At 38.7% G+C, this 20834-nt stretch carries 26 protein-coding genes and 1 pseudogene; 11 read left to right on the top strand and 16 right to left on the bottom strand.

The genetic code is table 11. The annotated features are described in order from the left end of the window. Nucleotides 1-83: 83 nt before the first annotated feature. The 11 genes and pseudogenes from ACVBDU_RS21140 to ACVBDU_RS21190 all read right to left on the bottom strand — a co-directional run bounded on the left by ACVBDU_RS21140 (nucleotide 84) and on the right by ACVBDU_RS21190 (nucleotide 7819). Nucleotides 84-386: a hypothetical protein gene (locus tag ACVBDU_RS21140; RefSeq protein ID WP_447181683.1), complete on the bottom strand. Its 303-nt coding sequence runs from the start codon at nucleotides 384-386 to the stop codon at nucleotides 84-86. Between the two features lie 41 nt (nucleotides 387-427). Then, nucleotides 428-1540 carry a sialidase family protein gene (locus ACVBDU_RS21145; RefSeq protein WP_447181684.1) on the bottom strand — a complete coding sequence of 371 codons (1113 nt, stop codon included), beginning with the start codon at nucleotides 1538-1540 and terminating at the stop codon, nucleotides 428-430. A gap of 10 nt (nucleotides 1541-1550) precedes the next feature. Beyond that, the gene (locus ACVBDU_RS21150) at nucleotides 1551-2126 is read right to left on the bottom strand and encodes a hypothetical protein (protein WP_447181685.1); all 576 of its coding nucleotides are present in this window, start codon (nucleotides 2124-2126) and stop codon (nucleotides 1551-1553) included. A 180-nt stretch (nucleotides 2127-2306) separates the two neighbouring features. Further along, the gene (locus ACVBDU_RS21155; protein ID WP_447181686.1) at nucleotides 2307-2798 is read right to left on the bottom strand and encodes a DUF2938 domain-containing protein; all 492 of its coding nucleotides are present in this window, start codon (nucleotides 2796-2798) and stop codon (nucleotides 2307-2309) included. A gap of 80 nt (nucleotides 2799-2878) precedes the next feature. Further along, nucleotides 2879-3727, bottom strand: a complete 849-nt coding sequence (locus ACVBDU_RS21160) for a helix-turn-helix domain-containing protein (RefSeq protein ID WP_447181687.1) — start codon at nucleotides 3725-3727, stop codon at nucleotides 2879-2881. A 171-nt stretch (nucleotides 3728-3898) separates the two neighbouring features. Continuing rightward, complete coding sequence (locus tag ACVBDU_RS21165; RefSeq protein ID WP_447181688.1) at nucleotides 3899-4435, bottom strand: ClbS/DfsB family four-helix bundle protein; 537 nt, start codon at nucleotides 4433-4435, stop codon at nucleotides 3899-3901. 43 nt (nucleotides 4436-4478) lie between these two features. Continuing rightward, on the bottom strand, nucleotides 4479-5096 hold the full coding sequence (locus ACVBDU_RS21170; protein ID WP_447181689.1) for a DUF7079 family protein: 618 nt from the start codon (nucleotides 5094-5096) through the stop codon (nucleotides 4479-4481). A gap of 104 nt (nucleotides 5097-5200) precedes the next feature. Beyond that, a pseudogene (locus ACVBDU_RS21175) lies at nucleotides 5201-5358 on the bottom strand (MerR family transcriptional regulator); the annotation flags it as partial. Nucleotides 5359-5637: 279 nt separating this feature from the next. Further along, entirely contained in the window at nucleotides 5638-6438 is an 801-nt protein-coding gene (locus tag ACVBDU_RS21180) for a hypothetical protein (protein ID WP_447181690.1), read from the bottom strand. Nucleotides 6439-6586: 148 nt separating this feature from the next. Then, complete coding sequence (locus ACVBDU_RS21185; RefSeq protein ID WP_447181691.1) at nucleotides 6587-6910, bottom strand: nuclear transport factor 2-like protein; 324 nt, start codon at nucleotides 6908-6910, stop codon at nucleotides 6587-6589. A gap of 48 nt (nucleotides 6911-6958) precedes the next feature. Beyond that, nucleotides 6959-7819 carry an SDR family oxidoreductase gene (locus ACVBDU_RS21190; protein WP_447181692.1) on the bottom strand — a complete coding sequence of 287 codons (861 nt, stop codon included), beginning with the start codon at nucleotides 7817-7819 and terminating at the stop codon, nucleotides 6959-6961. Nucleotides 7820-7894: 75 nt separating this feature from the next. On the opposite strand from ACVBDU_RS21190, the gene ACVBDU_RS21195 reads away from it, so the two are divergent. Then, complete coding sequence (locus ACVBDU_RS21195; RefSeq protein ID WP_447181693.1) at nucleotides 7895-8269, top strand: winged helix-turn-helix transcriptional regulator; 375 nt, start codon at nucleotides 7895-7897, stop codon at nucleotides 8267-8269. Between the two features lie 29 nt (nucleotides 8270-8298). On the opposite strand, the gene ACVBDU_RS21200 is transcribed toward ACVBDU_RS21195, so the two are convergent. From ACVBDU_RS21200 to ACVBDU_RS21210, 3 genes are all read right to left on the bottom strand, one after another. Then, nucleotides 8299-9231 carry a DMT family transporter gene (locus ACVBDU_RS21200; RefSeq protein WP_447181694.1) on the bottom strand — a complete coding sequence of 311 codons (933 nt, stop codon included), beginning with the start codon at nucleotides 9229-9231 and terminating at the stop codon, nucleotides 8299-8301. Between the two features lie 11 nt (nucleotides 9232-9242). Continuing rightward, the gene (locus ACVBDU_RS21205; protein WP_447181695.1) at nucleotides 9243-10100 is read right to left on the bottom strand and encodes a helix-turn-helix domain-containing protein; all 858 of its coding nucleotides are present in this window, start codon (nucleotides 10098-10100) and stop codon (nucleotides 9243-9245) included. Nucleotides 10101-10238: 138 nt separating this feature from the next. Further along, on the bottom strand, nucleotides 10239-11147 hold the full coding sequence (locus ACVBDU_RS21210; RefSeq protein ID WP_447181696.1) for an alpha/beta fold hydrolase: 909 nt from the start codon (nucleotides 11145-11147) through the stop codon (nucleotides 10239-10241). A 571-nt stretch (nucleotides 11148-11718) separates the two neighbouring features. Here ACVBDU_RS21210 and ACVBDU_RS21215 point away from each other — a divergent pair. Then, the gene (locus ACVBDU_RS21215; protein ID WP_447181697.1) at nucleotides 11719-12324 is read left to right on the top strand and encodes a condensation domain-containing protein; all 606 of its coding nucleotides are present in this window, start codon (nucleotides 11719-11721) and stop codon (nucleotides 12322-12324) included. 116 nt (nucleotides 12325-12440) lie between these two features. Beyond that, the gene (locus tag ACVBDU_RS21220) at nucleotides 12441-12821 is read left to right on the top strand and encodes a hypothetical protein (RefSeq protein ID WP_447181698.1); all 381 of its coding nucleotides are present in this window, start codon (nucleotides 12441-12443) and stop codon (nucleotides 12819-12821) included. Between the two features lie 246 nt (nucleotides 12822-13067). Here the strand turns inward: ACVBDU_RS21220 and ACVBDU_RS21225 are convergent, their stop codons facing one another. Next, nucleotides 13068-13436 (bottom strand): winged helix-turn-helix transcriptional regulator, encoded by a 369-nt coding sequence (locus ACVBDU_RS21225; protein WP_447181699.1) that lies wholly within the window; start codon nucleotides 13434-13436, stop codon nucleotides 13068-13070. 122 nt (nucleotides 13437-13558) lie between these two features. On the opposite strand from ACVBDU_RS21225, the gene ACVBDU_RS21230 reads away from it, so the two are divergent. Continuing rightward, nucleotides 13559-13933 (top strand): DoxX family membrane protein, encoded by a 375-nt coding sequence (locus ACVBDU_RS21230; RefSeq protein ID WP_447181700.1) that lies wholly within the window; start codon nucleotides 13559-13561, stop codon nucleotides 13931-13933. 416 nt (nucleotides 13934-14349) lie between these two features. On the opposite strand, the gene ACVBDU_RS21235 is transcribed toward ACVBDU_RS21230, so the two are convergent. Next, a complete protein-coding gene (locus tag ACVBDU_RS21235; RefSeq protein ID WP_447181701.1) occupies nucleotides 14350-15000 on the bottom strand; it encodes a hypothetical protein in 651 nt (216 codons plus the stop codon). A 397-nt stretch (nucleotides 15001-15397) separates the two neighbouring features. On the opposite strand from ACVBDU_RS21235, the gene ACVBDU_RS21240 reads away from it, so the two are divergent. From ACVBDU_RS21240 to ACVBDU_RS21270, 7 genes are all read left to right on the top strand, one after another. After that, nucleotides 15398-15766 (top strand): NUDIX hydrolase, encoded by a 369-nt coding sequence (locus ACVBDU_RS21240; protein ID WP_447181702.1) that lies wholly within the window; start codon nucleotides 15398-15400, stop codon nucleotides 15764-15766. Between the two features lie 72 nt (nucleotides 15767-15838). After that, a complete protein-coding gene (locus ACVBDU_RS21245) occupies nucleotides 15839-16444 on the top strand; it encodes a helix-turn-helix domain-containing protein (RefSeq protein ID WP_447181703.1) in 606 nt (201 codons plus the stop codon). Between the two features lie 112 nt (nucleotides 16445-16556). Continuing rightward, on the top strand, nucleotides 16557-17948 hold the full coding sequence (locus tag ACVBDU_RS21250; RefSeq protein WP_447181704.1) for a serine hydrolase domain-containing protein: 1392 nt from the start codon (nucleotides 16557-16559) through the stop codon (nucleotides 17946-17948). A 15-nt stretch (nucleotides 17949-17963) separates the two neighbouring features. Then, on the top strand, nucleotides 17964-18458 hold the full coding sequence (locus ACVBDU_RS21255) for a hypothetical protein (RefSeq protein WP_447181705.1): 495 nt from the start codon (nucleotides 17964-17966) through the stop codon (nucleotides 18456-18458). Between the two features lie 32 nt (nucleotides 18459-18490). Further along, nucleotides 18491-18658 carry a hypothetical protein gene (locus tag ACVBDU_RS21260; RefSeq protein ID WP_447181706.1) on the top strand — a complete coding sequence of 56 codons (168 nt, stop codon included), beginning with the start codon at nucleotides 18491-18493 and terminating at the stop codon, nucleotides 18656-18658. Nucleotides 18659-18904: 246 nt separating this feature from the next. Then, nucleotides 18905-19744 (top strand): SDR family NAD(P)-dependent oxidoreductase, encoded by an 840-nt coding sequence (locus tag ACVBDU_RS21265; protein WP_447181707.1) that lies wholly within the window; start codon nucleotides 18905-18907, stop codon nucleotides 19742-19744. Then, a complete protein-coding gene (locus ACVBDU_RS21270) occupies nucleotides 19731-20657 on the top strand; it encodes a helix-turn-helix domain-containing protein (protein ID WP_447181708.1) in 927 nt (308 codons plus the stop codon). The genes ACVBDU_RS21265 and ACVBDU_RS21270 overlap by 14 nt, the downstream gene beginning before the upstream one ends. Nucleotides 20658-20834 lie beyond the last annotated feature (177 nt).

Genomic DNA, 20834 nt, shown 5'->3' on the forward strand with positions numbered 1-20834 from the left:
GTGGCAAGCTGGACAGGGTTTAATTACCTTGCTTTTATTGTGTTAGCCTTAAAGAAGTTCAAACTAAGAAAAATCAAAAAAGTTTAAACGAGTTCCATATCTATATTCAGATCTGGCATAAGTAAATTAAATAATTGTCCAGGTGCCATTAAAAGCCAAATTATAGACGTTAAAAATAATATCCAAATAATTGTGAATACTATGGCTTTAGAGCATTGTATTTTTAATGAATTAATTGCTAATAGGAGAACTAGATAATATAAAAATAGCGCACCAACAGGATAAGCAATGAAAGAAACTAAAGACTGGAATGAAAGCACAATAAGCCCAGAAATAAAGAGTATAGTTACTGCAATGATGGTGCTTATTTTTAAGGCTTTATACATTTTGCTTTTTTATTAATGCTATTTTCTTTAAAGGCAGTTTTTCAATCTCCGATTGTTTTATACAGGTTATTTCTGTCCAGGATATAAACGTTATTGTTTAGAACGTCAATTGTATAAGAATCTCCCATAAAAAGAACGTTGTCATCACTTTTGGTTAAAAAGGGTTGAATATTCTTTCCGTTTTCATCTATTTTATAAACAAAAGCATCTCTATTGTCAGTAAAGGAAATGGAAGTGGTTATAAGCGCTGTATTTCCAAGAAAAACAATATCGGTAATATTGGGATTCTCAGGTACTTTAATAGTACTCCAGTTTTTTCCCCCGTTACCGGTATAATGAAGGGTTCCATTTATTCCGCCTGTAAAACCCGTATTTTTATTTTTAAAAGCAATAGAATTTAAAGGATTTGTCTCGTAAACCAGCTCCCAATGAGTTCCTCCATCATTAGTTTTGTAACATTTTCCAAGCGAAGTAACAATAATGAGCTCTTTATGAGAATGAATGAAAAAATCCGTTATGGCGCCACTATTTTTCAAGGATTCATTATCGTTAACAATCTCCCACTGCTCGCCACCATCGTTTGTTTTAAGTAGGACAGGAACATTATCACGCTCTCCAGCTATAAAACCAACCGTTTCGCTAATGAAGCGAATTTTATAAAACTTATGCTGAACTAAAGAATTTTTTCCCTCAAAAAGAACTTCCGAATTATATACGCTCCAGTTTTTACCAAAATCCGTACTTCTGAAAATATACTTGCTTTCACCAACGATAAAAACAGCGTTGTCGGAAAATGAGACGGAATGAAATGCATTTGCAAATTTAGAAAAACGGAATTCAGTCCAGCTCATTCCTCCATCTTGTGTGATTCTGGCTCTTAACCCAGTTCCGCCAACCAATATTCCTATAGCTTCAGTTTTAAATTTAAAGCTGTTATAAAAGTGAAATCCTGTTTCATCTAAACTATTCAATATAGAAACGTCCTGGTTATTTGCGGTGTTTACAAAAGAATGATTAGCATGTGTGGTACTAATGGTGCTGAGTTCTATTTCAGGTACTTCCGAAATGTCAATGTAACTGTCCTTTGAACACGAAAAGAAAAGCAGTAATAAAAATATTGAAATGATTGGAATGTACTTGTTTATATTACGCATTGGTTGTTTTTTACCCTTTTGATTGCCTTAATAGTTTTTTCAAAGGGATTCTTGAGTTATTAAATTTGTCAGTCTTTTTTAAATATGGTTCTATTGTAAAGGTGATTCTGTCGTTAGCACTGAAAACCCAATAATTACCTTCTATTTTCCCATAGTCACTTTGAATATTGTAATCTGGTATATTGTTTAAGTAAAACTTATTTTTATCAGCATTGAACCAGATTCCCATAGAAGCTAAATCTTTTTCCTGGGTATATTTAAGTGTGAGATGCGGTCTTATTAAAATCAAATAGGTTTGAGTTGTCATTTTTACAGGGGAAAGCTTAAAATCCTTGAAGATAAAATTATCCAATTCTTTCGCCCAAGCTGTATTCTTTTCTTTCCAGTTATAAATTTTATCCCACTGTTCCAAAACGAGTTTCTCGTCATTTTCTGACTGAATAAATGCAAATAGATCTTCTTGAATAATTTCTATTTCTTGCTCTTGTGGATGGATGTGTACAGTGGTTTTGTCGGCAACAATTCGGCCGTCTTCCACACCAAAAAAGGAGCCTAAGGCAAAAAACAATATCTTTATTTCGTTCATTTTAATACTTTATATTTTGGCTAGTACTACGGTTCCGTATAACCGTCAGTTACGGTTTAAAGTTACCAATTTTCGAATTATGAACTAGCGTTAGCAATTCCATGTGGATTCGGACGTCGTCAAATCTGCCGTAATTGCGGTTACAATGTTGGCGGTAGTTTTCATTGCTAATGATTGTATCTATAAATTTTTCATTATCTGGTTCATTATTAATGCACTTAGATACAAGCCGATTCCGAAAACACTGTGCGTTATAAGACTCATAAGTCTGGCTTTGTTTGGGTCAGGTAAATTTGAACCCGCAACTCCAAAACCAAAAGCAGGTTGCATAAGAAAAAAGGGCGCAACAACGGTGATTATGCCAATAATTAATGCTGGAAGAATGGTTGGAGTGTCCAGCCATTTTTTTCCAAAAACAAGAACCAATAAAAAAGCAAATGTGATTCCAATAAAATAATGAGCAATCCAACCCAAAATCTGTTCATAGACAACAGGCGGCGAATCCATTATTTTATTATGAAAAAACTTACCTTTTGGAAAGTTTCCTATCCACCGACCTACAAATTTATAATCAAGAGATTTTATACCAAAACTTTTTAGTATTAGAGCATACACATCCATAGAAAGTGTAGCTCCTATACCAATTAAAATTGTTTGCGCTATTGAGCTCATACTTTATGTCTTTTAATTTTCCACAAAATTAGATTAGAAATGCAGAACAGTTATAGGACAAAATTCAAAAGGAATAGAAGTTATTTAAAGTTTTGTCTAAAGGCTTCAGGTGTAAGTCCCGTTTGTTTTTTAAAGAACCTAATAAAATAAGAAGTGTCTTCGTAACCTAAATGGTACGCAATTTCTTTTACTTGGTTTGACGTTGCCATTAAATGTCTCTTTGCTTCAAGTATAATATACTCATTGATTAACTGAGAACAGTTTTTTCCTGAAGTTTTTTTAGTAATGGTATTGAGTTGATAGGAAGTGAGCTTTAGGTTTTCTGCATAATAGGTCACTTGTTTGTGGTCACAGATATGTATTTCAAGCATTTCCATGAGCTCTTCAAAGAGTTCCTGGGTGTGAAGATTGTTATGAGGTAAAATATTGTTTCTTTTGCTTTGCCTGAATAATTCTATAAAAAAGAGATCTAAATTTGCTTTAATATTTTCCTTGTACATTATTTCTCTATTGGAATACTCTTGAAAAATGCATTCTAAAACAGGAATTAACCTATTAAAATCTTCAATGTCGAAGCTATAGAAGTTATTAAAGCTTGCTTCCCGAAATACTTTTCTTTTTTGTTGCTCTTTTGGAGAATAAAAGCTTGAGTCAAATCCCATTAAGTAGCCTTTGCTTCCTTTTTTTAATAAAAGTTTGTGCACTTGACCTGGTCGTAGGATAAAAACTGAGCAATCATTGACAGGATAGCTTGTAAAGTCAATTTGATGTTCCCCATCTCCTATCTTAATAGCTAATATGAAAAAGAAATTATGACGGTGGATTTTTTCAACCATATCGCTTTCAGCAAGTAAAACACTGAGGTTACTCATTGTAAAACTTCCTGATAAATTGCGCTCTTTTATGTTTCTTATCTGGATATTTTTCACTCTAAGTATTTCGGTTGTCTTTGTCCTGTTTACCACCAACGGTCTCGTACAGCCGTCAGTTACGGGTTAATATGCGTTAATTTTCGGTTTAGCAGAGGCGTTAGCAATTCCGAGTGGATTCCAGCCTGCCCTTAGCTTGTCGAAGGGTAGTCGAACCCGCCGTAATTGCGGTTATACATCTTTGTTGTGCGATCGTATTTTTTCTTCATTCAGTTTTTTCCATTTTCTCACCCTACTTCTTGCGTTTTTATATGGTGAGGAAGTGTTCAGTTGTATCATTTTGCCTTGAGTCCACTTGTCATACCAAGGTTTGTTGTACAGGTCGGCATTTTCCGTTCTTCTTACTAAACTCAAAATTTCGTTAACAATTTTGTCCAGCTTATCTAAAAGTGACTTATAGTCAAGGTTTTCATTTTCCGAATAAAATTTTTGAGCAAGTTTTCCCAATTCGTTCCATTTATAACCCGTTTCGGGAAAGTCTACCGTTTCTCCGTTTTCTTTTTTTCGATTCCATTTCAAAACGAGTTCTCCCCAACCAATCAGATAGGCGACCAAATCCGAAATACTCATTTCAGTCCCTTTTGCGTGTCCTTCGAGTTCCTTTTCTTTGGTTAATTCCGATGAAATAGTTTCCAGGTCCTTTTTCAGTTTGGAATAGTTATTTTCTATTTCAGAAATCAATTCTTGTTTATTTGTCGGAACTGCCATTTATTTATTCGGTTTGGTTTTATATGACACACAATCTTCAAAATTAGTGTTTTCCTCGTTTCTCAATTTCCAATGCTCTTTTATAAAAGTCCCTGAATTCATTCTTATCATATTTCGCTCGCATTGCTGATAAAACATCAGCCAACCCCAGACTACACCAATCCCATAGCATTGTGTCAAAATTGTATTTATACATCTGCGTTCCAACTTCACTTCGGATTTTATCAACTTCGGAAGGTTCTATGCCATTTTCGATTAGTCTTTCCGTAACACGTTCCTGATTTTCCTTGGTAAATTCCGTATCAAGGTATGGCTCTAAAATCCAATCCCAGTTCCAGCTGTGTTTATCGAGTTTGATATTGTTCCTTTCCGCAAACTTTTCTAAGCTTTCTTTCTTTTCTGCCGATACAAAAACAATATCTTCGGCAATTTTGATTTTACAAACGCTAAAATCTACACAAATTGACTCGATTTCATTTGCTGTGATTTGTTTTTCGGGATAAGCGATTGAAGGTTCAAAAGGATAATCGGTTATTTGTATTTTATCCTCTTGAATTTCAGATTTTCCAATGCCGCAAAGTAAGTTTTCCGCTGCATTAAAGGAAGCTCCTTTTAAAGGCTTATTTTTATTAATCCCGAATATGTTTTTAATGAAACTCATAACTTCCCAATTAGGTTGTACAACAATAATGTAGATGAAAAGAAGGGCAGGTTTTCAGGAATGTATTGAAATCTCTTATCCAACAACAAACCGATTTTCTTGTACTATTTGCTTCCCTTTTTTAATTTGTTCAATGTCTCTTCAATTAGTTCCATTCGTTTTTTACTTTTTCAGCCGAAGCGTCTAAAGTATATCCTTTGTCCAAAAGTTCTTTGATAAGCAACATTTTTTTGATGTTCTTATCGTTGTATCGTCTGTTTTTGCACTATAAACCCATTAACAATAACCCAACCAAAAGGCGTTTTCTTATTAGGTGAAATTTCAGGAAGAGGAATGTAAGCCCAACCTCCTTTTCCTCAAAATTTCTGAAGCAATTTTTTTTTATCTACGATATGGTTTTTGTTACTCATTTATGTTATTAAATACCAAAAATCAATTTCAGGGAAAGGTCCTTGTTATTGGAATAGGACCCATGGGGAAAATTTCATGGTCATATATCTTGGTCCTTATAGGCAAAATAGAAATCAAAGCAGAACAAGGTTTATTCGGGTTTCATGTCGTAAAACATTTCAAGTTGTTCCGTTCGCTTTTTCACCAACTCATTTTTCATGGGCTCAAAACGGAACTTTTCCTTGCCATTTTTAATAACCAAAATCATATAGGGTTGGTTCATTTTTTCCGTCAAATGGTAAAGGGTTGCCAATTCCGCTAGGTCCTCATTCCAGGAGGCCATACCATAAAGGGAAACAAACGGGGTTTTTTTGAGGGTGCTGTAAACCTCAAAAGCCTGTGCAATGGGTATGGGCTTTCCGCTCCGGAACCGTGTGGTCTCCAACAATGAATCTGTATATGCTTCCACGGGCACATTTCTTTTGTGCCAAATATCCTTGGTAAGGGGCGTATTGGCAACCAGAGAATTCCTTTTCTCCCCTTGAGGTGAAATTTCCATCACCACGTCCATAATATGGGTTGCCTCATGAAGCAAAACATAGACCATGGCATTCATTTCACCGGCTTCAATACGGATTTGGTATTCATTGATTTCAGAAGGCACATAGCACATATTCTCTTTCCAGGTGGCCCATTCGGAAATGGTTTCGTCAAAAATTCCGGCCCGGAAGGTTATATTGAACTTTTTCTCCTGCAAGGTGGTATCCACCGGGGAGGTAAGTGCCGTATTGGGCATATGATCCATAAAACTGAAGCTATGAAGATGTTGCCTGAGGACCTTTTGATAGGAAGATGGCAACAGAGAAAAGCTATGTTGGAACACTTCCCATTCTCGATCTGTCAGCACATGGTCGATGGGATCCATACCAGCATCCCGAAACTTGTCGAACACGCTTTTGGGGGCCGGTTGGACCCGTTCCAACAACCAAATATCATGGTGGTCTCCAGTAGTCCTTGTTTTCTGGGGATAAGCAGTTGAACATAAGACAAACAAAAAAAGATATATAAACTGATACTTTTTAATCATCATGGTTTGTGTATTATACGGTAATTCTCAGGGACTTGATCAATCCGTCCTCGAATACAAAATTATGCTTTAGAACAATAGGACTGCCTGGAAAGGTCCCTGAACTTTCCGCGGTCAGAATACCCAAGGTTTCATTTCCTTCATATCGTATAGGTTTAACCACCGTGTTGTACTTTGCGTTGGTTTCGACATTCCATTGTTCGATCTCATCTTTCCCTACATGGTCCTTTCCTTCATCGAACACCTGTGCTGTCTCTGTGAAACATTCGGCATAGGCTGCACTATCGAAATTGTCTTGTGCCGCGATCAGATCTTTGATCACTTTAGGTAAATTCATTGTTTTCATTTTTTAGTGTTATACGAATTATTTTATACAGTGTGGTCATTAAATGGTAGGGATGGTACCCCCATCGATCACATATTCCGTGCCCGTCAAGTAGCCAGCCCTTGGAGAGGCCAGGAACCCGATCAGTTCGGCCACCTCTTCTGGTTGTGCCGGTCTTCCATAGGGTATGCCGCCCAATGCGTCCATAACGGTCTGGGCAGCTGCCTCCACAGAGATATTGGAGCTTTCCGAAATGCGTTCCATCATCCTTTTGGATGCTTCCGTCATGATCCAGCCCGGGGAAACGGTCAGTACCCTTACTCCCTTTGGTGAAACTTCTTTTGCCAATCCTTTGCTGTAGTTGATCAGGCCTGCTTTTGCCGCAGCATAGGGCAATGTGGAATCGTGCAGGGGCAATCTTCCTTGAATCGACCCAATGTGGACGATCACCCCACTATTCCTTTCAACCATTTGTGGCAGGATGGCGCGATCTAAACGGACCGGGGCCAAAAGATTGGTCTGGAGGGTCGATTCCCAGTCCTCATTGGTCAGCGCTGCGAATCCCCCGCCAGGGGTTTCCGAGCCCCCAAGATTGTTGACAAGGATGTCGATCTTGCCAAATTGGTCCAAAACTTTGGATGCAACCTTTCCCGGGCCATCCTGGGTACTTAGGTCCGATGGAATGAATTGTATCCCATCGACCTTGGATTCCGGTTGGTTTCTGGCGGTAACGATCACCTTCGCCCCAGCGTTGTTCAAGCGTTCGGCTATTGCCTTACCCGTCCCTTTTGTTCCTCCGGTCACCAATGCAATTTGGCCGACCAGTTCATTCTGATAATCCATTTTCTGATCCATTTGAAATTGTTTGGTACAAATTTCTGCCGTATGATACTTTCTCACAAGTACGGAGTTACGATTCATATAGGGATAAATTATTCCCCTATTGTCCAAAATGGGACATAGGTTTATTTTTGTAATATGTATGAAAGAAAGACAATGCCCAATTTAAATTGTGGACTTGACCTTATCGGAGAAGTCCTGTACGGGAAATGGAAGATGCGCTTGCTCTGGTTCATCGATCAAGGCCATCAAAGACCCAGTGAGCTGCAGCGTAAGATACCGGATGCTTCGCGCAGGGTCTTGAACATTCAGTTAAAAGAGTTGGAGGACCATGAACTGGTCAGCCGAAAGATCTATCCCGTGGTCCCACCAAAGGTGGAATACAGCCTTACCGAATTTGGCAAGAGCCTGATTCCCGTTATCGGTGCCATAGGGCATTGGGGGGATGACAACGCAGAGCGCTTACGGGAAGTGATCACCAAACGACTGACCAAGGCCAGCAACATCAATGAAGATCAAAAATCCAAATAAGGCCAACGCAGCGCCATATCTTTGTCCCACTACCTCTTCTTGGCTTTGGTACTGTGCAACACCATCCCAACAATGATCAGCACCATTCCGCCCAAGGCATAACCATCAGGGATAGGCGCACTCAGGATCACCATTTCTCCCAGTAGGGCAAACAACACCTCTGTGGATTGCGTGGCCTCGACCATGGCCAGGGATTTTTCGTCATGACGAACCTTATCGGTGGCCAGAAAGAACAGTGCCGTGGCCACGACCCCGGAAGTCAGTGCCACAACAAAGGTCTGGACATATTGGTTATTCTCCGGAACCGTATGTTCAACGATCAGATCATATCCGCTCAATAAGAGCCAGAAAGGCATACTCCCGATCAGCATGCCCAGTATCCGTTGGTACACGTCCAATCTGCCACCAGTGAGCATCATCATTTTACGATTGCCCAAGGGGTACGCACATGCCGCCACGAGCACGGGCACTGTTCCCAATACCATATGATTAACAGAAAGGGATTTCGCCTCCCCCGCCTGCATGACCAAAATGCCCAATAGGATAACCCCTGAAAACCATAGGGATGGAAACAGGCTTCCTTGCTTGCCCTTTCCTTGTTTATGGATCAAAGGTGCCATCAACAAACCCGAGACAATGGTAAACTGCCATGTACTTGCCACCAACCAGGAAGGGCTATAGGCCGATGCAAAAGTCAGTGGCGCATAGAAGATGCCAAACCCGATCGAGCTCCAGAGCACCCATTGTAGCCAATGTTTTTTAATTTCACGCCACAGCATCCCAAAGTTCCTACGGGAAAGAACAATCAGCAGGAAAAAGGGAAACATCCAAAAAAAACGTAGAGATGCACTCCATATCCAACTACCGCCTTCCAAGGACATCAATCGGTTCACAATAAAAGTGACCGCAAAGAACAGCGAAGCCAGAAGCCCTAGGAAAAGAGCCTTAGAAGAATTGCGCATAACATTTTAGATTAATCCTTGGAGAGAAATTTTGCTCGGAAACCTGATGGTGTCTCACCTGCTTTTTGGAGAAACAACCTACTGAAATAGGCCGGGTCCCCATAGCCCAATATATATCCTATCTCTTTTGATGTCCGGTCAGTGTATGCCAGCATTCTTTTGGCCTCCAGCACTATCCTGTTCTTGATCACATCATTGGGCAAAGGGAGCTTTAACCTTTTGAACTTATGGGTTATTGTTTTGGGGGCAACACCTAGGAGTTCCGCATAGTCCGCTACATGGTGTTTCTGCCTGTAGTGTGCTTCCACCAACATGGTAAACTTTCTAAAGAACTCCAGATCGTTTTGGTGTTCTACAATCACTTTATTGAGGTTTTGCTTCTTCCACAAACGGGCCGATTTGATGAAGAGTTGCTTCAGATAGGTACGTATCATTTCTTCAATTGACGGGTCCTGCAGGGCGAATTCGTTTGCGATCTGGCCAAAGATATGGTTGAAAAAAGGGGCATTCCCCTCATCCAATCGAACAATAGGCATGTTATGGATGTTATTGAACAACAGGCCATCACAAGCGACCTCATCATCGTGGATCTGAATGCAATAAAAATCCCGGTTGTAAAAGATCAAATAGCCTGCTTCAGCACCGATCTGTTCTATCTGCAAATGTTGGTTAGGAATGACGAACAACAGGGATGGCCTATCGATGGTATATGTCGTCAGGTCCACCTGTAACCGATAACCTGGGGAAAGGAACAGCACCTTAATGTACTCCCTATAGACTTCGTCATTGACACTGGGGATGTAATTCTCATTAAGTGGCAGGAGTCCAAGGGTCTTGAGTTCGCTTTGAAACAGCTGTTCGGATTTCATCTTAAAAATATAAAAGGTAAACGTACAAATTTTGGTAACACGATAGATGGGCAACCACCAATTCAACAATGGTATGTTAAGCCTTGTGTAAATTGACATTGACAGGACGGAAGATGATGTCCTGCCAATGCCGACAAATTAAAGTCTGGCAAACTTTTCAAGTTCAATATTGAACTTCTCGGCCTCTTCGACAAACAGGGCATGACCGCTGTTCTCAAATTTCACCAGATAGGAGTTGTTGATTCCTTTATTGAGTTCTATGGCAAATTCGTATGGGCATAGTTTGTCCTGGGTACCTTGGAATATGGCTGTGGGAATTTTAACCTTTGAAAGCTCTGGTCGTAAATCAAGGTCTTTTAAAGCACTGATCGATTCCGTTACCGCATATGGGGAAGCTTCCAAATTGATGTTTTCCAACCATCTTTCTACATTTTTGGATATATTGCCCTCTTTGGCGACAAATGCACTGCCCAGCCCAGCAATCAAATCTTCCCTTGCTGTCAATGTTTGTGCTATTAATCCGTTCGCATCCTCTTCTGAAATACCATATGGCGATCCTTCCCTTTTCTTCCAAGAAGGTGCAGCGGCACCGAAAAGGGCAAGTTTGCCCACGTGGGCAGCATCATATTTTGTTACGTAGTGAAGTACCACTGCTCCACCCATTGAAAAACCACCCAATACTGCATTTTGAATTTTTAGCTTTTCCAGGACCACTTTAATATCATCCGAAAAAACATCAAAGTCGTAACGTCCATATGGTTTGTCCGATTTTCCAAAGCCTCTCAATGTAATACCTATGACCCTGAACCCTTTTCGGCTTAAATATTGGTACTGGTATTCATACATGGCATCACTAAGTGGCCAACCATGGATCAGGACTATGGGCTCTCCCTCGCCCATATCGGTGACGTGGAGCTTGACTCCTTTTTCAACTTCAATGTATTCGCTCCTACCCAAAGAAGCTGGTACTCTTTTCCCTTGTCCAAAAACGTCTTGGTTGGATAATAGTGTCAACAATAAAGCGGTTGTTGTTAAAATTGATTTCATCTTATTGATTTTTAAAAGTTAATATTATTTTGACACTGCAAAGATGGGACAGATCCAACCGCCAAGAAATGGACAAAGGTGGATAGATATTGTATATTTTTCCCTAAGACTAAAAAATCATGCTTTTTATATCAAAAAAGGGGGGCAAATGGCCTTCGGAAGATCGATCGGATGCTTTCAAGGTGTATTCGATGACTCTTGGAATCAAACCTATATAAATTGCCATTTTAATCGAAAGGGAGCAATCTGGATAAAGCAAGAAAAAATCCCCATACAAATATGCTTTTGTCCATTTTCAGGTCCATCCCTTATGACCCCTATGGCAAAGCCAAACTTTTTGGTTCCTTGAGCCACATGTCCAACTGGGAAAAATCTACTAGATATAATGTCTTTTCTCCATTTACGGGTCTGCTTTGCTTCCGCAATTTTGTGCCATAAACAATAATTGTATGAAAAATAAGCAAAACCGCACCTTAGGTGCATTCGAGAAAACCTTTTAGCTATTGGATTATATTGACTCCAAAGATTTTGCGATCGCCGGAGAAATTGATGGCCATAGACCCGTTTCAGAATGGCGGAGGCCCTTGATAAGGCACAGCAGCGACATCCCAACCTTTCCATTAGGATTGTCATGGATGCCTATTCAAGACCAGTGTTCAAACATGCGGCTTGGATCCCCATCCCGTTGTGGGTCCTGGAAGTGGATCAGGAGCATCGCTGGGAACAGGAGGTAGAAAAGGAACTGGCCACCCGATTCAAAACAGAAAAGGAAGCGCTTGTATGGGCAGTCCTGGTACAACGGCCCAATAACACGGAATTGATACTAATCGGGCATCATGCGACGGCAGATAGTACTTCAATGACCTATCTGTTCAGGGATATCCTTGCTGCCATCAGCCGTCAGAAACTGGAACCCATGCAACCGCAAAAAACGAATGATGAGACCCTTGGGCTTCCTAAAGATCAGGATGTCGTGGGTTCGGAGCGGACAAGACCGTTGGTAAAGGTCAAAAAATCCTTTGTCCCTAAAATTTCAAGCCTTCGTTTTTCAGCAGAAAACACACGCGATATCATAAATAGATCCAAGGAGGAGCAAACGACCGTCCATGGGGCATTGTGTGCGGCTGTGCTCATTGCCTGTCGGAACATGAGAAAGGGATGGGCCGATAAAAAATAGAATTGATATCCCCGATATGTTTGAGAAAAGCCTTGGGGACGGATGACAGTTTTGGCCTCAACATCACGACCCATCCCGTTTATTTTGAAGGGGAGCAACAACTGTCCTTTTAGGACTTGGCCCGGTTGGCCAAGGCAGGGCTTGAAGGGACCGACACAGCGGAACATGCGAGGAACTATACCAATTTTTTCCGGGACCTGACCTTCAATACGACAGATATCCAGAAAATCATCGACACCCTGAAAGAGGCATTCAACCAAGAGATCATGGTGACCAATTTGGGATTAATCAAATTTGGGATCGATTTTGGGCCGCTTAAACTAAAGGCACTCTATGGTTCCATGGTCCGTTCTGGCAAGGGCAAAGAACAGACCATAGGTGTGATCACCAGTAATGGTTCGCTATGCTTGACCAATACCAGTGACATCCCGATAGATGGACTGCTCCAGGAAATGGAAAACATTCTGGTCGAGGCCACTAGTGCCGTTTTAAAATAATCTGATAAATCCAAATAGTGATCGGTTAGGGAGCCGGTTATATACTCGGATCCCTTAATCCTTGCTTGATTTTTGACCAAAGCATTGGAGAGACAAACAAAATCCCGTATTACCTTATAGTCCTCTTCCACTCCATTTTGTCCAATATTGGGATTGTTTTGTACTAATAATAATAGGAAAACCGCGTCCACCTTAATAGAACGATCTATCCAATAATGGATTAGGTTCGGAACATCCTTTCTGAAACTATTTTGGCCGGTTTGCATCGGCCAACCTTTGTCGATGGCCAATACCCCAATTTATCAAGGACTCCAACATCTCATTCAATGAGGTACTATAGTCATCCAGTACATACTCCACAACGACCGGAAATTCATCAACAAGCACATTACGGGCAATCAGCCCATTTGATTCCAAGGATTTCAGTTCAGCTGACAGCACCTTTGCCGATATTCCGGATACCGCCCGTTGAATGTCATTGAAACGTTTGTTCCCTTCTCTAAGGGCGATGATGATGCGCAATTTCCATTTACCCCCGATGACGTAGAGGGCATCCTCCATGGCATGGATACAGGCATTGCATTTGGATTTATCCAGGTCGGTGCTTGTTTTCATTACATTTCAACTACACCACTTACCTTTAGGAAAGTTACTTACGTTTTGTTAAGTAGTGGTTTTTGTATAGTAAATATAAATAATTTTAACCTTCCAAAATACAATTAATCAAAACAATTAAAATGAAAAACAAAATCCTTAATGTAGTTTGCATCCTGTTTGCCTTGATGATGGTGAATTCAGGACTCAATAAATTTTTTAATTATATGCCCATGCCGGAACTTTCGGAAGAGATGATGCAGGTATTTGGTGCTCTGATGACCATTCAATGGCTATTGCCCCTTGTGGCACTGGTTGAAATAATCGGGGGCGTTCTATTTGCCATACCCAAATATAGGGCATTGGGGGCCATTGTGATATTGCCCGTAATGGTGGGAATAGTGATCCATCACCTGGTCCATGACGTGGCCGGTGTCGGGGTGGGGCTGATCATGTTTCTTATCAATCTCTGGGCCCTTTGGGAAAATCGGGGGAAATATGCACCTATTGTATCCTAGATATAGAGTAGCTGGTAGGTTATTCGATGATTTTTAGGAAAACATGCCAAATGTATTTGTCAACCTATCCTTCCCGAATGGATAGGTTTTTCAATTTAACACCTTGCTGACCATTTTACATTCCTTTTTAAAACCCAAATTATTCAAAAAGCCTTGATTCCAAAAGAAATTTTTTTGTCCTTTGAGCCAGGGGCGGGACAGTCACCTGGTTTTATCTGCCCTGTAATTCTATACAATATAATAAAAGTTGCGTTAGGTATAAATGGCTTATCAACTTGAAGAGTTTTGACGTCTTGAGAAAGTCCAGGTGTAGATTGAGTTGCACCTAATTTGCCATCAGGATGAGTATGGAATTGCTGTAAATATTATTTAACGAAAAATCAAATTCACTTATAATTCCGATTTGGAACACTTGATCATGGCTTGGATATTTTGCTTGCCGTGGTTTTAATTTCGTTTGTCAGTAATATAAATTGAGGCCACCTTAGAGATTGGTCTTGAAAATAAATATGCATTAGTGGGTTTTCCAGAAAATATGGTTCCCCTGTTAATCCACTATTTAATTTCATTTCATAATCGTTACTGTAGTTCAGTGATAGGTCTTGCCCAAGCATACTTATTTCGGTAAGTTCAAGTAGGTACTCCAATATACTTTGTTCATTTTTTTTGGTTAATTCGAACAATGTGCTGTCAATCTTAACATAGTCATCATAGCTTTTTTTACAGTCAATCGACTTATTTATAAATAGACACAATCTTTTTTCTTTGTCCGAATATATCTTTAGGTATTCCTTGTGCCCACCAAATTCACCACAGTCAGCAAATCTCGCAGATAGGACTAATGTATCTGAATAATAAAGCTTGCCAAGTATGCCCTTCGAGAAATCCACTCGAACACTATCGGTCAAATAAGCTCTTTTTTTGGCGGTCAAAATTTTTTCGATTGAATCCTTTAGTCTAAGGTTTTGCTCACTTAGAATGTCCAATTCCTTTTCTGAGTTATTTTGCTTACATGATAGAAAAACAACAAATACAAGGCTTAAAAATCTTACAAAAGGGACCTTCATTTCAAATTATTGTTAAACATTTAGCTCTGGATTATATAATATCTGCTTGTATGTGTCCATTCCATCACCATGGCCAAATCAATATCAGCTATAATGGACTACAATTATACAATCTTAAATACAACAAGAAATGATATTGAATTTGTTCTTTGCCCCTTTGAGCAATCAATTTGGCGAAAAACACGGCTACCAATGAACAGAGGAGATAGGTCCTAATACTGCCAACAAAATTTATGCCAGCTGCGGGTGATGTGAGTGTGAAGTATGACTTTCTTAATTCCGTTCTGTTATGAGGGGCAATAATGCGCTTCGAAAGGCAGCGTTAATAACAAAATTGTGAAAATGAAGTTGACGAAATTCTTTAAAGAGCGAATAATATTTAAACTTTTGACAGGATATGAAAATAATTGACAAACTTGCTTGGATAGAAATAAAAGGCAAATCAATTCTCTCGACTAAAAGCTATGGAAAAGACAAACACTACATTCCTGCCGGAAAACGAGAAACTGGAGAAACGGACGAACAAGCTCTAATTCGAGAAATTAGAGAGGAGCTAAGTGAAGTAATTGATAATAAAACATTGAATTATATCGGCACTTTTGAGGCTCAAGCCCACGGACATTCAAAAGGAGTTATAGTGAAAATGACTTGCTATTCTGGAAAATATTTTGGAGAGTTAAAAGCAAATTCCGAAATTGAAGAAATAAAATGGTTAAAATATTCTGACAAATACAAAATATCTGAGGTTGACAAGCTAATTTTTTGACAACTTAAAAACAAAATAATATATTGGACTAAATCATTTCCTTTACCTTGATATAGAATTAATAAGAAGATGGTGAAAAAAACAATAAAAGAGCATAGGTTGTCTAGGCATCTAACCCAGCAGGAGCTGGCTGTCCGCTCTGGGGTGTCCATTAGAACTATCCAAAGATTAGAGAATAATGATACAAACGGCAGTCCCTTTGTATTAAAATCACTGTGTAAAGCCCTGAAGATTCCGGAAGATGCTTTTACAAATAACAATGAAAATTTCAACAGCAGAAACACACAAATTGATGACAACTCCCTGACTTCAATAAAACAACTCAAATACATTAATTTATCTTCACTGGTTGCCTTAATTATTCCGTTTTCCAATTTAATCGTTCCTGCCATTCTATATTTTGTATTCAGAAAGTACTTATCTCATAAAAATGACAAAAAAGCGGCATTGAAGATTATTAGCTTTCAAATTATGTGGTCTGCACTAACCTTGGTATTGATGGTGTTTATTTCACTTTTTGTCCAACTTGTTTTTGGCACAAGTGAGATAATGGAGGTGCCTATATTTATTTGGATATATTTAGTGTTCATTTCGCTGCTTCTTGTCATCACATTCAGCATAGCTGCAAGATTGAACCAATCAAAAGACATACTCTCATTTTCTCCTAACCTTCTATAATTCCATCGGAAGTAGATGCTTTTAAAGTAAATGTCATAAAAATGGCACATGACTGTCAGCATGTATCAAATCCAGAAAACATAGGTTTGCACAAAACATCAAATCAATTAACATGAAAATCAAATCGTTTTCTGTCGCAATCATTTTTACATTCGTGCCTCTTTTTACAATAGCACAGCTTCATGATTCTATTGTCTTACAATTAAAACTGGGGGTCGAGGGATTTAAAAACAGATACCATTCACCTAGCATTGTCGTGGCCATTCTCCACAAAAATGACATTATTTTTAGTGAAGCTCTGGGCTATGTGGATCTGGAAAATCAAATACCCGCCACACTAGACTCAAAATACCCCATACTCTCCATTAGCAAAATGTTTACTGCCACCATGTACATGCAATTGATACAAAATGGAACCGTAAAATTTGATGATGATATAATAAAGTATATACCCGAATATACAGGCGAAAATCCATCGTCAAACAAAAGTGGGACAACCTTATTACAACTGGCAACACATACATCCGGGCTACCACGAAATTCTCCTGCAGACATCGGATTTACAAAACAAGTCGACCAATGGATGTTGGCAAATAAAAAACAAGATACCATAGCCTCTGCAACCATAGAAGAAGTACTCCGATCTCTAAAGTATATAAAGAAAGAATATCCAGTCTATCAACTTCTGAGAGGTGGTGACCGTCACTATTCCAATCTAGGTTATTCGTTGCTTGGGATAAGTTTGGAGCGCGCCTCACGAACCGATTTTGAAATCTATGTCATGTCAAATATATGCCAACCATTAAAGATGGCCAATACAGGGGTTGGCACAAGCACTATTGGAAACACTCGCTTGGCCAAAGGCTATTATTTTGATACCACCAAACAAGATTTTATTCAAACGCCCATCTATCAACCAAACGCTATTCTTTACGCCGGAGGCATGTATTCTACGGCCAAGGACCTGATTAAATTTATCAGTTTCCAGTTTGATGATAGCTCTTATAATCAGCTTTTGGAAAGCAAATACAGAAGGATGATGCAATATTTTGGTATCGGGTGGAAACGTTCTTATCCATTTCTTTTGCACGAAGGTTCCATGCTGGGTTTTCGAAGTCAGATAGTCTTTAATCCTGAACTTCAAATAGGTTGGGTGATTCTTACCAATACTACTGACTTTGATTTCAACAAAATGAATGATTATATAAGTAGGCTCATTGTACCTCAATATACAAAAAAAACCATCACAGAATTAAGTAGTTATATTGGCACCTACACTTTGGAGGGCGGATATGATAGTCTCAAAATCTATTTAAAAGAGGGCAAGTTGTATTCCACGTACCTAAATGGAACCCTACAGGAAGTACCTTTGACATTGGTTGGAAATAATAAATTTCAAGCCCAAGGGAATGATTCTTATAAAAAAGAGTATGAATTTATTGCCAATGACCGATCAGAGATTGCCATTTTGAATTTTGGACAATTGATGTGGATCAAACAATAAACCCGGCTATAAATAATGTCACAAGTATTAAAATTGGCCAGAGCGATTGCAATTTGCTGTTCCTGTCTTTTTCTTTCTGCTCAAGAAAAAAGTATCAAAACCATTGAAGGAAACACAATGTCTGTGGATTCGTTGGAAAGATTTATTTTACTTGAAAAATATGAACTATCTGAATATTATTCTGACCCGGAATATAACAGAAAACAAAATGGAGAAATCAAAACTATTCTTGACCACGAAATGAAGGAAGTTAAAATAAACTGTGATGTGATTATTCATAGTCGTGGGAACAATATTGGAAACGACAACTTACTTGCATTGGAAATGAAAAAGTCGAACCGCCCTGAATACGAAAAGGCAAGTGATAAAATTAGACTTCGAGCATTAACAAAGGAAAGTTATGATGATGTATGGTCTAATGACGGAAAAACATTTCCTGAATACGTTTGTGGTTATGAATTAGGAATTTATATGGAATTAGATATTGACAATAGAAATTGCTATTTTTAAAGTTATGAGTGTAGCCTTCCCTAACAAGTAATGTGGAAATCAGAAGTTCAGATGTGTTTTTAAGACCTCTTAAAATTGCAAAAGAAAAGTTCGGAGAATTATGGAGCTTTAAAGAAAAACCAAAATCACTAAAACATTCAGAGCTAGAAAAATATTGGACTGAAAATGGTTTTATGGACTTATGGAGAAAAGTATTATAAAAAACGAAATGCCAACAATGAATATAAAAAAACAGGCGAAACAGTATTAAAATCAAGAGTTTTGACTCGTACCATACTTTGTGCTTACCCGAAGGTTTGGTGCTGCGAAATCGCCTACTTTTATAGTATCCTTTAGTTAGCGGTAATAAGACAAATCAACTGTGATCTTGAATTTAAATACGTTTATCCTTGATTTGAAAACTTTATAAGTCTATGTACACTATAGTTTTGTAAAAAACAAATATGATGAGTACACAAAAAGTTTGGCTTATTACCGGAGCCTCTAAAGGAATGGGACTTGAAATTACAAAAGCAGTTTTGAATAATGGCGATAAAGTCATTGCAACTTCTCGAAATACGGACACGCTTTTAGAAAAAATTGAAGAACACGAGGTAAATTTGCTTCCAATAAAATTGGACATCACCAATGAAACAGCTATTGAAAATGCTATTTCAAAAAGCATAGATAAATTTGGACAAATAGATGTTGTGGTCAATAATGCAGGATATAACCTGTTGGGGAATATCGAAGAAATAAGTGATGCCGAGTTTAGAAAAACAATGGATGTAAATGTTTTTGCAATGACCCATATCATTAGAAACGTTTTGCCACATTTACGCAAGCAACAATCAGGGCATATCATCAACACTGCTTCTATGATGGGTTATATGAGCTATCCGGGCAATGGAAGCTATAGTGCTTCAAAATACGCAGTTATAGGATTATCGGAAGCTTTGGCTCAAGAAGTTGCGCCATTTGGCATTAAAGTGACCATATTGGCTCCAGGAACCTTCCACACAAATTTTATGAATGAGGACACGCTCAATATTGCAAAAAATAAAATTGACGCCTATAATTTAGACACACAGGTAGAACAGTTTACGGGATTCGATGGCAAACAATTAGGGAATCCTAAAAAATTAGCAGAGGTAGTACTTAAACTTGCAGAAATGCCGAATCCTCCCTTGCATCTTCCTTTAGGTTCTGATAGTTACAATGCCATTTTGGAAGTTCGTAAAAACGAAAAGGAAGAAATGGAACAATGGAAAACCTTATCTTTATCTACTGATTTTGAACAAAAATAGTGTAAAAAAAGCTGCTCCGTATAAAATTGAGTCAATATCTGAACTTCATAGATTATTCAATTTGTCAAAACCAATTCATCCTTTGATAAGCGTGATCGATTTTGAGCATTTAAAATTCGATTCTAATGAAATTTGGAGCAGCTTTTATTATGATTTCTATTGTGTGGCGATTAAAAAAGGGACTTCAGGCAAGTTTCGGTACGGACAAGCTCATTATGATTTTGATGAAGGAGTAATGAGTTTTACCAAACCAGGTCAAATCTTTTCTGTCACGAATCCTACAGATGACCCCGTGTCAGGATATATGATGGTTTTTAAACCTGACCTTATACGGCATTATGCATTAGGAAAGATTATTGGTAATTATGGATTCTTCTCTTATTCTACCGCAGAAGCGCTTCACCTTTCTGAAAAAGAGGACAATGTCATTATGTCTCTGATGCATCAAATGCAGGATGAATTAAAAAATAATATCGATCATTATAGTGAGGAGCTAATTGTTTCCCATATCGACCTGCTTCTCCGTTATGCAAAGCGTTTTCACAATAGACAGTTCCTGACAAGAAGAGCTGTAAACAACGATTTAGTTGCTGAAATGAAAGAATTGATTGAAACGTACTTAAAAAGTGATGCTACAATTTCGGGGCTGCCAACGGTTAACTTTTTCGCTAAAAAGCTAAATGTTTCCCCTAGTTATTTGAGTGATTTGTTGAAAAATGCTACTGGCAGAAATGCGCAAACACATATTCAAGAATCCATAGTTGAAAGAGCGAAAGAACTGCTTTCCACAACTAATTTAAGCATAAAGGAAATCGCTTATGATTTGGGGTTTGAATACCCCCAATCATTCAGTACTATGTTTAAGAAGAATACGCAACAAACACCATTGCAATTCAGAGCATCATTTAATTGAAACAATTACTACCGCTAACAACGCGGTACGACTGCTTATTCGCTATATTTATTATACGTTTAACCAATAAAGGCCATCGCACCGCAAATGGAAAGAAGCACGTTTTCCCAACAGCGGCCATAGCGAATCAGCGTCCAATGGCTCCCGGCAGCTAATGCGAGCAAGCTCGCAACGCTA

The organism is Sinomicrobium endophyticum (genome assembly GCF_052983315.1).

What these genes read in the sequence shown, in the direction of transcription:
- ACVBDU_RS21140 (WP_447181683.1), bottom strand. Translation starts at nt 386, where the DNA reads ATGTATAAAGCCTTAAAAATAAGCACCATCATTGCAGTAACTATACTC.
- ACVBDU_RS21145 (WP_447181684.1), bottom strand. Translation starts at nt 1,540, where the DNA reads ATGCGTAATATAAACAAGTACATTCCAATCATTTCAATATTTTTATTA.
- ACVBDU_RS21150 (WP_447181685.1), bottom strand. Translation starts at nt 2,126, where the DNA reads ATGAACGAAATAAAGATATTGTTTTTTGCCTTAGGCTCCTTTTTTGGT.
- ACVBDU_RS21155 (WP_447181686.1), bottom strand. Translation starts at nt 2,798, where the DNA reads ATGAGCTCAATAGCGCAAACAATTTTAATTGGTATAGGAGCTACACTT.
- ACVBDU_RS21165 (WP_447181688.1), bottom strand. Translation starts at nt 4,435, where the DNA reads ATGGCAGTTCCGACAAATAAACAAGAATTGATTTCTGAAATAGAAAAT.
- ACVBDU_RS21170 (WP_447181689.1), bottom strand. Translation starts at nt 5,096, where the DNA reads ATGAGTTTCATTAAAAACATATTCGGGATTAATAAAAATAAGCCTTTA.
- ACVBDU_RS21185 (WP_447181691.1), bottom strand. Translation starts at nt 6,910, where the DNA reads ATGAATTTACCTAAAGTGATCAAAGATCTGATCGCGGCACAAGACAAT.
- ACVBDU_RS21190 (WP_447181692.1), bottom strand. Translation starts at nt 7,819, where the DNA reads ATGAATCGTAACTCCGTACTTGTGAGAAAGTATCATACGGCAGAAATT.
- ACVBDU_RS21195 (WP_447181693.1), top strand. Translation starts at nt 7,895, where the DNA reads ATGCCCAATTTAAATTGTGGACTTGACCTTATCGGAGAAGTCCTGTAC.
- ACVBDU_RS21200 (WP_447181694.1), bottom strand. Translation starts at nt 9,231, where the DNA reads ATGCGCAATTCTTCTAAGGCTCTTTTCCTAGGGCTTCTGGCTTCGCTG.
- ACVBDU_RS21205 (WP_447181695.1), bottom strand. Translation starts at nt 10,100, where the DNA reads ATGAAATCCGAACAGCTGTTTCAAAGCGAACTCAAGACCCTTGGACTC.
- ACVBDU_RS21210 (WP_447181696.1), bottom strand. Translation starts at nt 11,147, where the DNA reads ATGAAATCAATTTTAACAACAACCGCTTTATTGTTGACACTATTATCC.
- ACVBDU_RS21215 (WP_447181697.1), top strand. Translation starts at nt 11,719, where the DNA reads ATGGCGGAGGCCCTTGATAAGGCACAGCAGCGACATCCCAACCTTTCC.
- ACVBDU_RS21225 (WP_447181699.1), bottom strand. Translation starts at nt 13,436, where the DNA reads ATGAAAACAAGCACCGACCTGGATAAATCCAAATGCAATGCCTGTATC.
- ACVBDU_RS21230 (WP_447181700.1), top strand. Translation starts at nt 13,559, where the DNA reads ATGAAAAACAAAATCCTTAATGTAGTTTGCATCCTGTTTGCCTTGATG.
- ACVBDU_RS21235 (WP_447181701.1), bottom strand. Translation starts at nt 15,000, where the DNA reads ATGAAGGTCCCTTTTGTAAGATTTTTAAGCCTTGTATTTGTTGTTTTT.
- ACVBDU_RS21240 (WP_447181702.1), top strand. Translation starts at nt 15,398, where the DNA reads ATGAAAATAATTGACAAACTTGCTTGGATAGAAATAAAAGGCAAATCA.
- ACVBDU_RS21250 (WP_447181704.1), top strand. Translation starts at nt 16,557, where the DNA reads ATGAAAATCAAATCGTTTTCTGTCGCAATCATTTTTACATTCGTGCCT.
- ACVBDU_RS21255 (WP_447181705.1), top strand. Translation starts at nt 17,964, where the DNA reads ATGTCACAAGTATTAAAATTGGCCAGAGCGATTGCAATTTGCTGTTCC.
- ACVBDU_RS21265 (WP_447181707.1), top strand. Translation starts at nt 18,905, where the DNA reads ATGAGTACACAAAAAGTTTGGCTTATTACCGGAGCCTCTAAAGGAATG.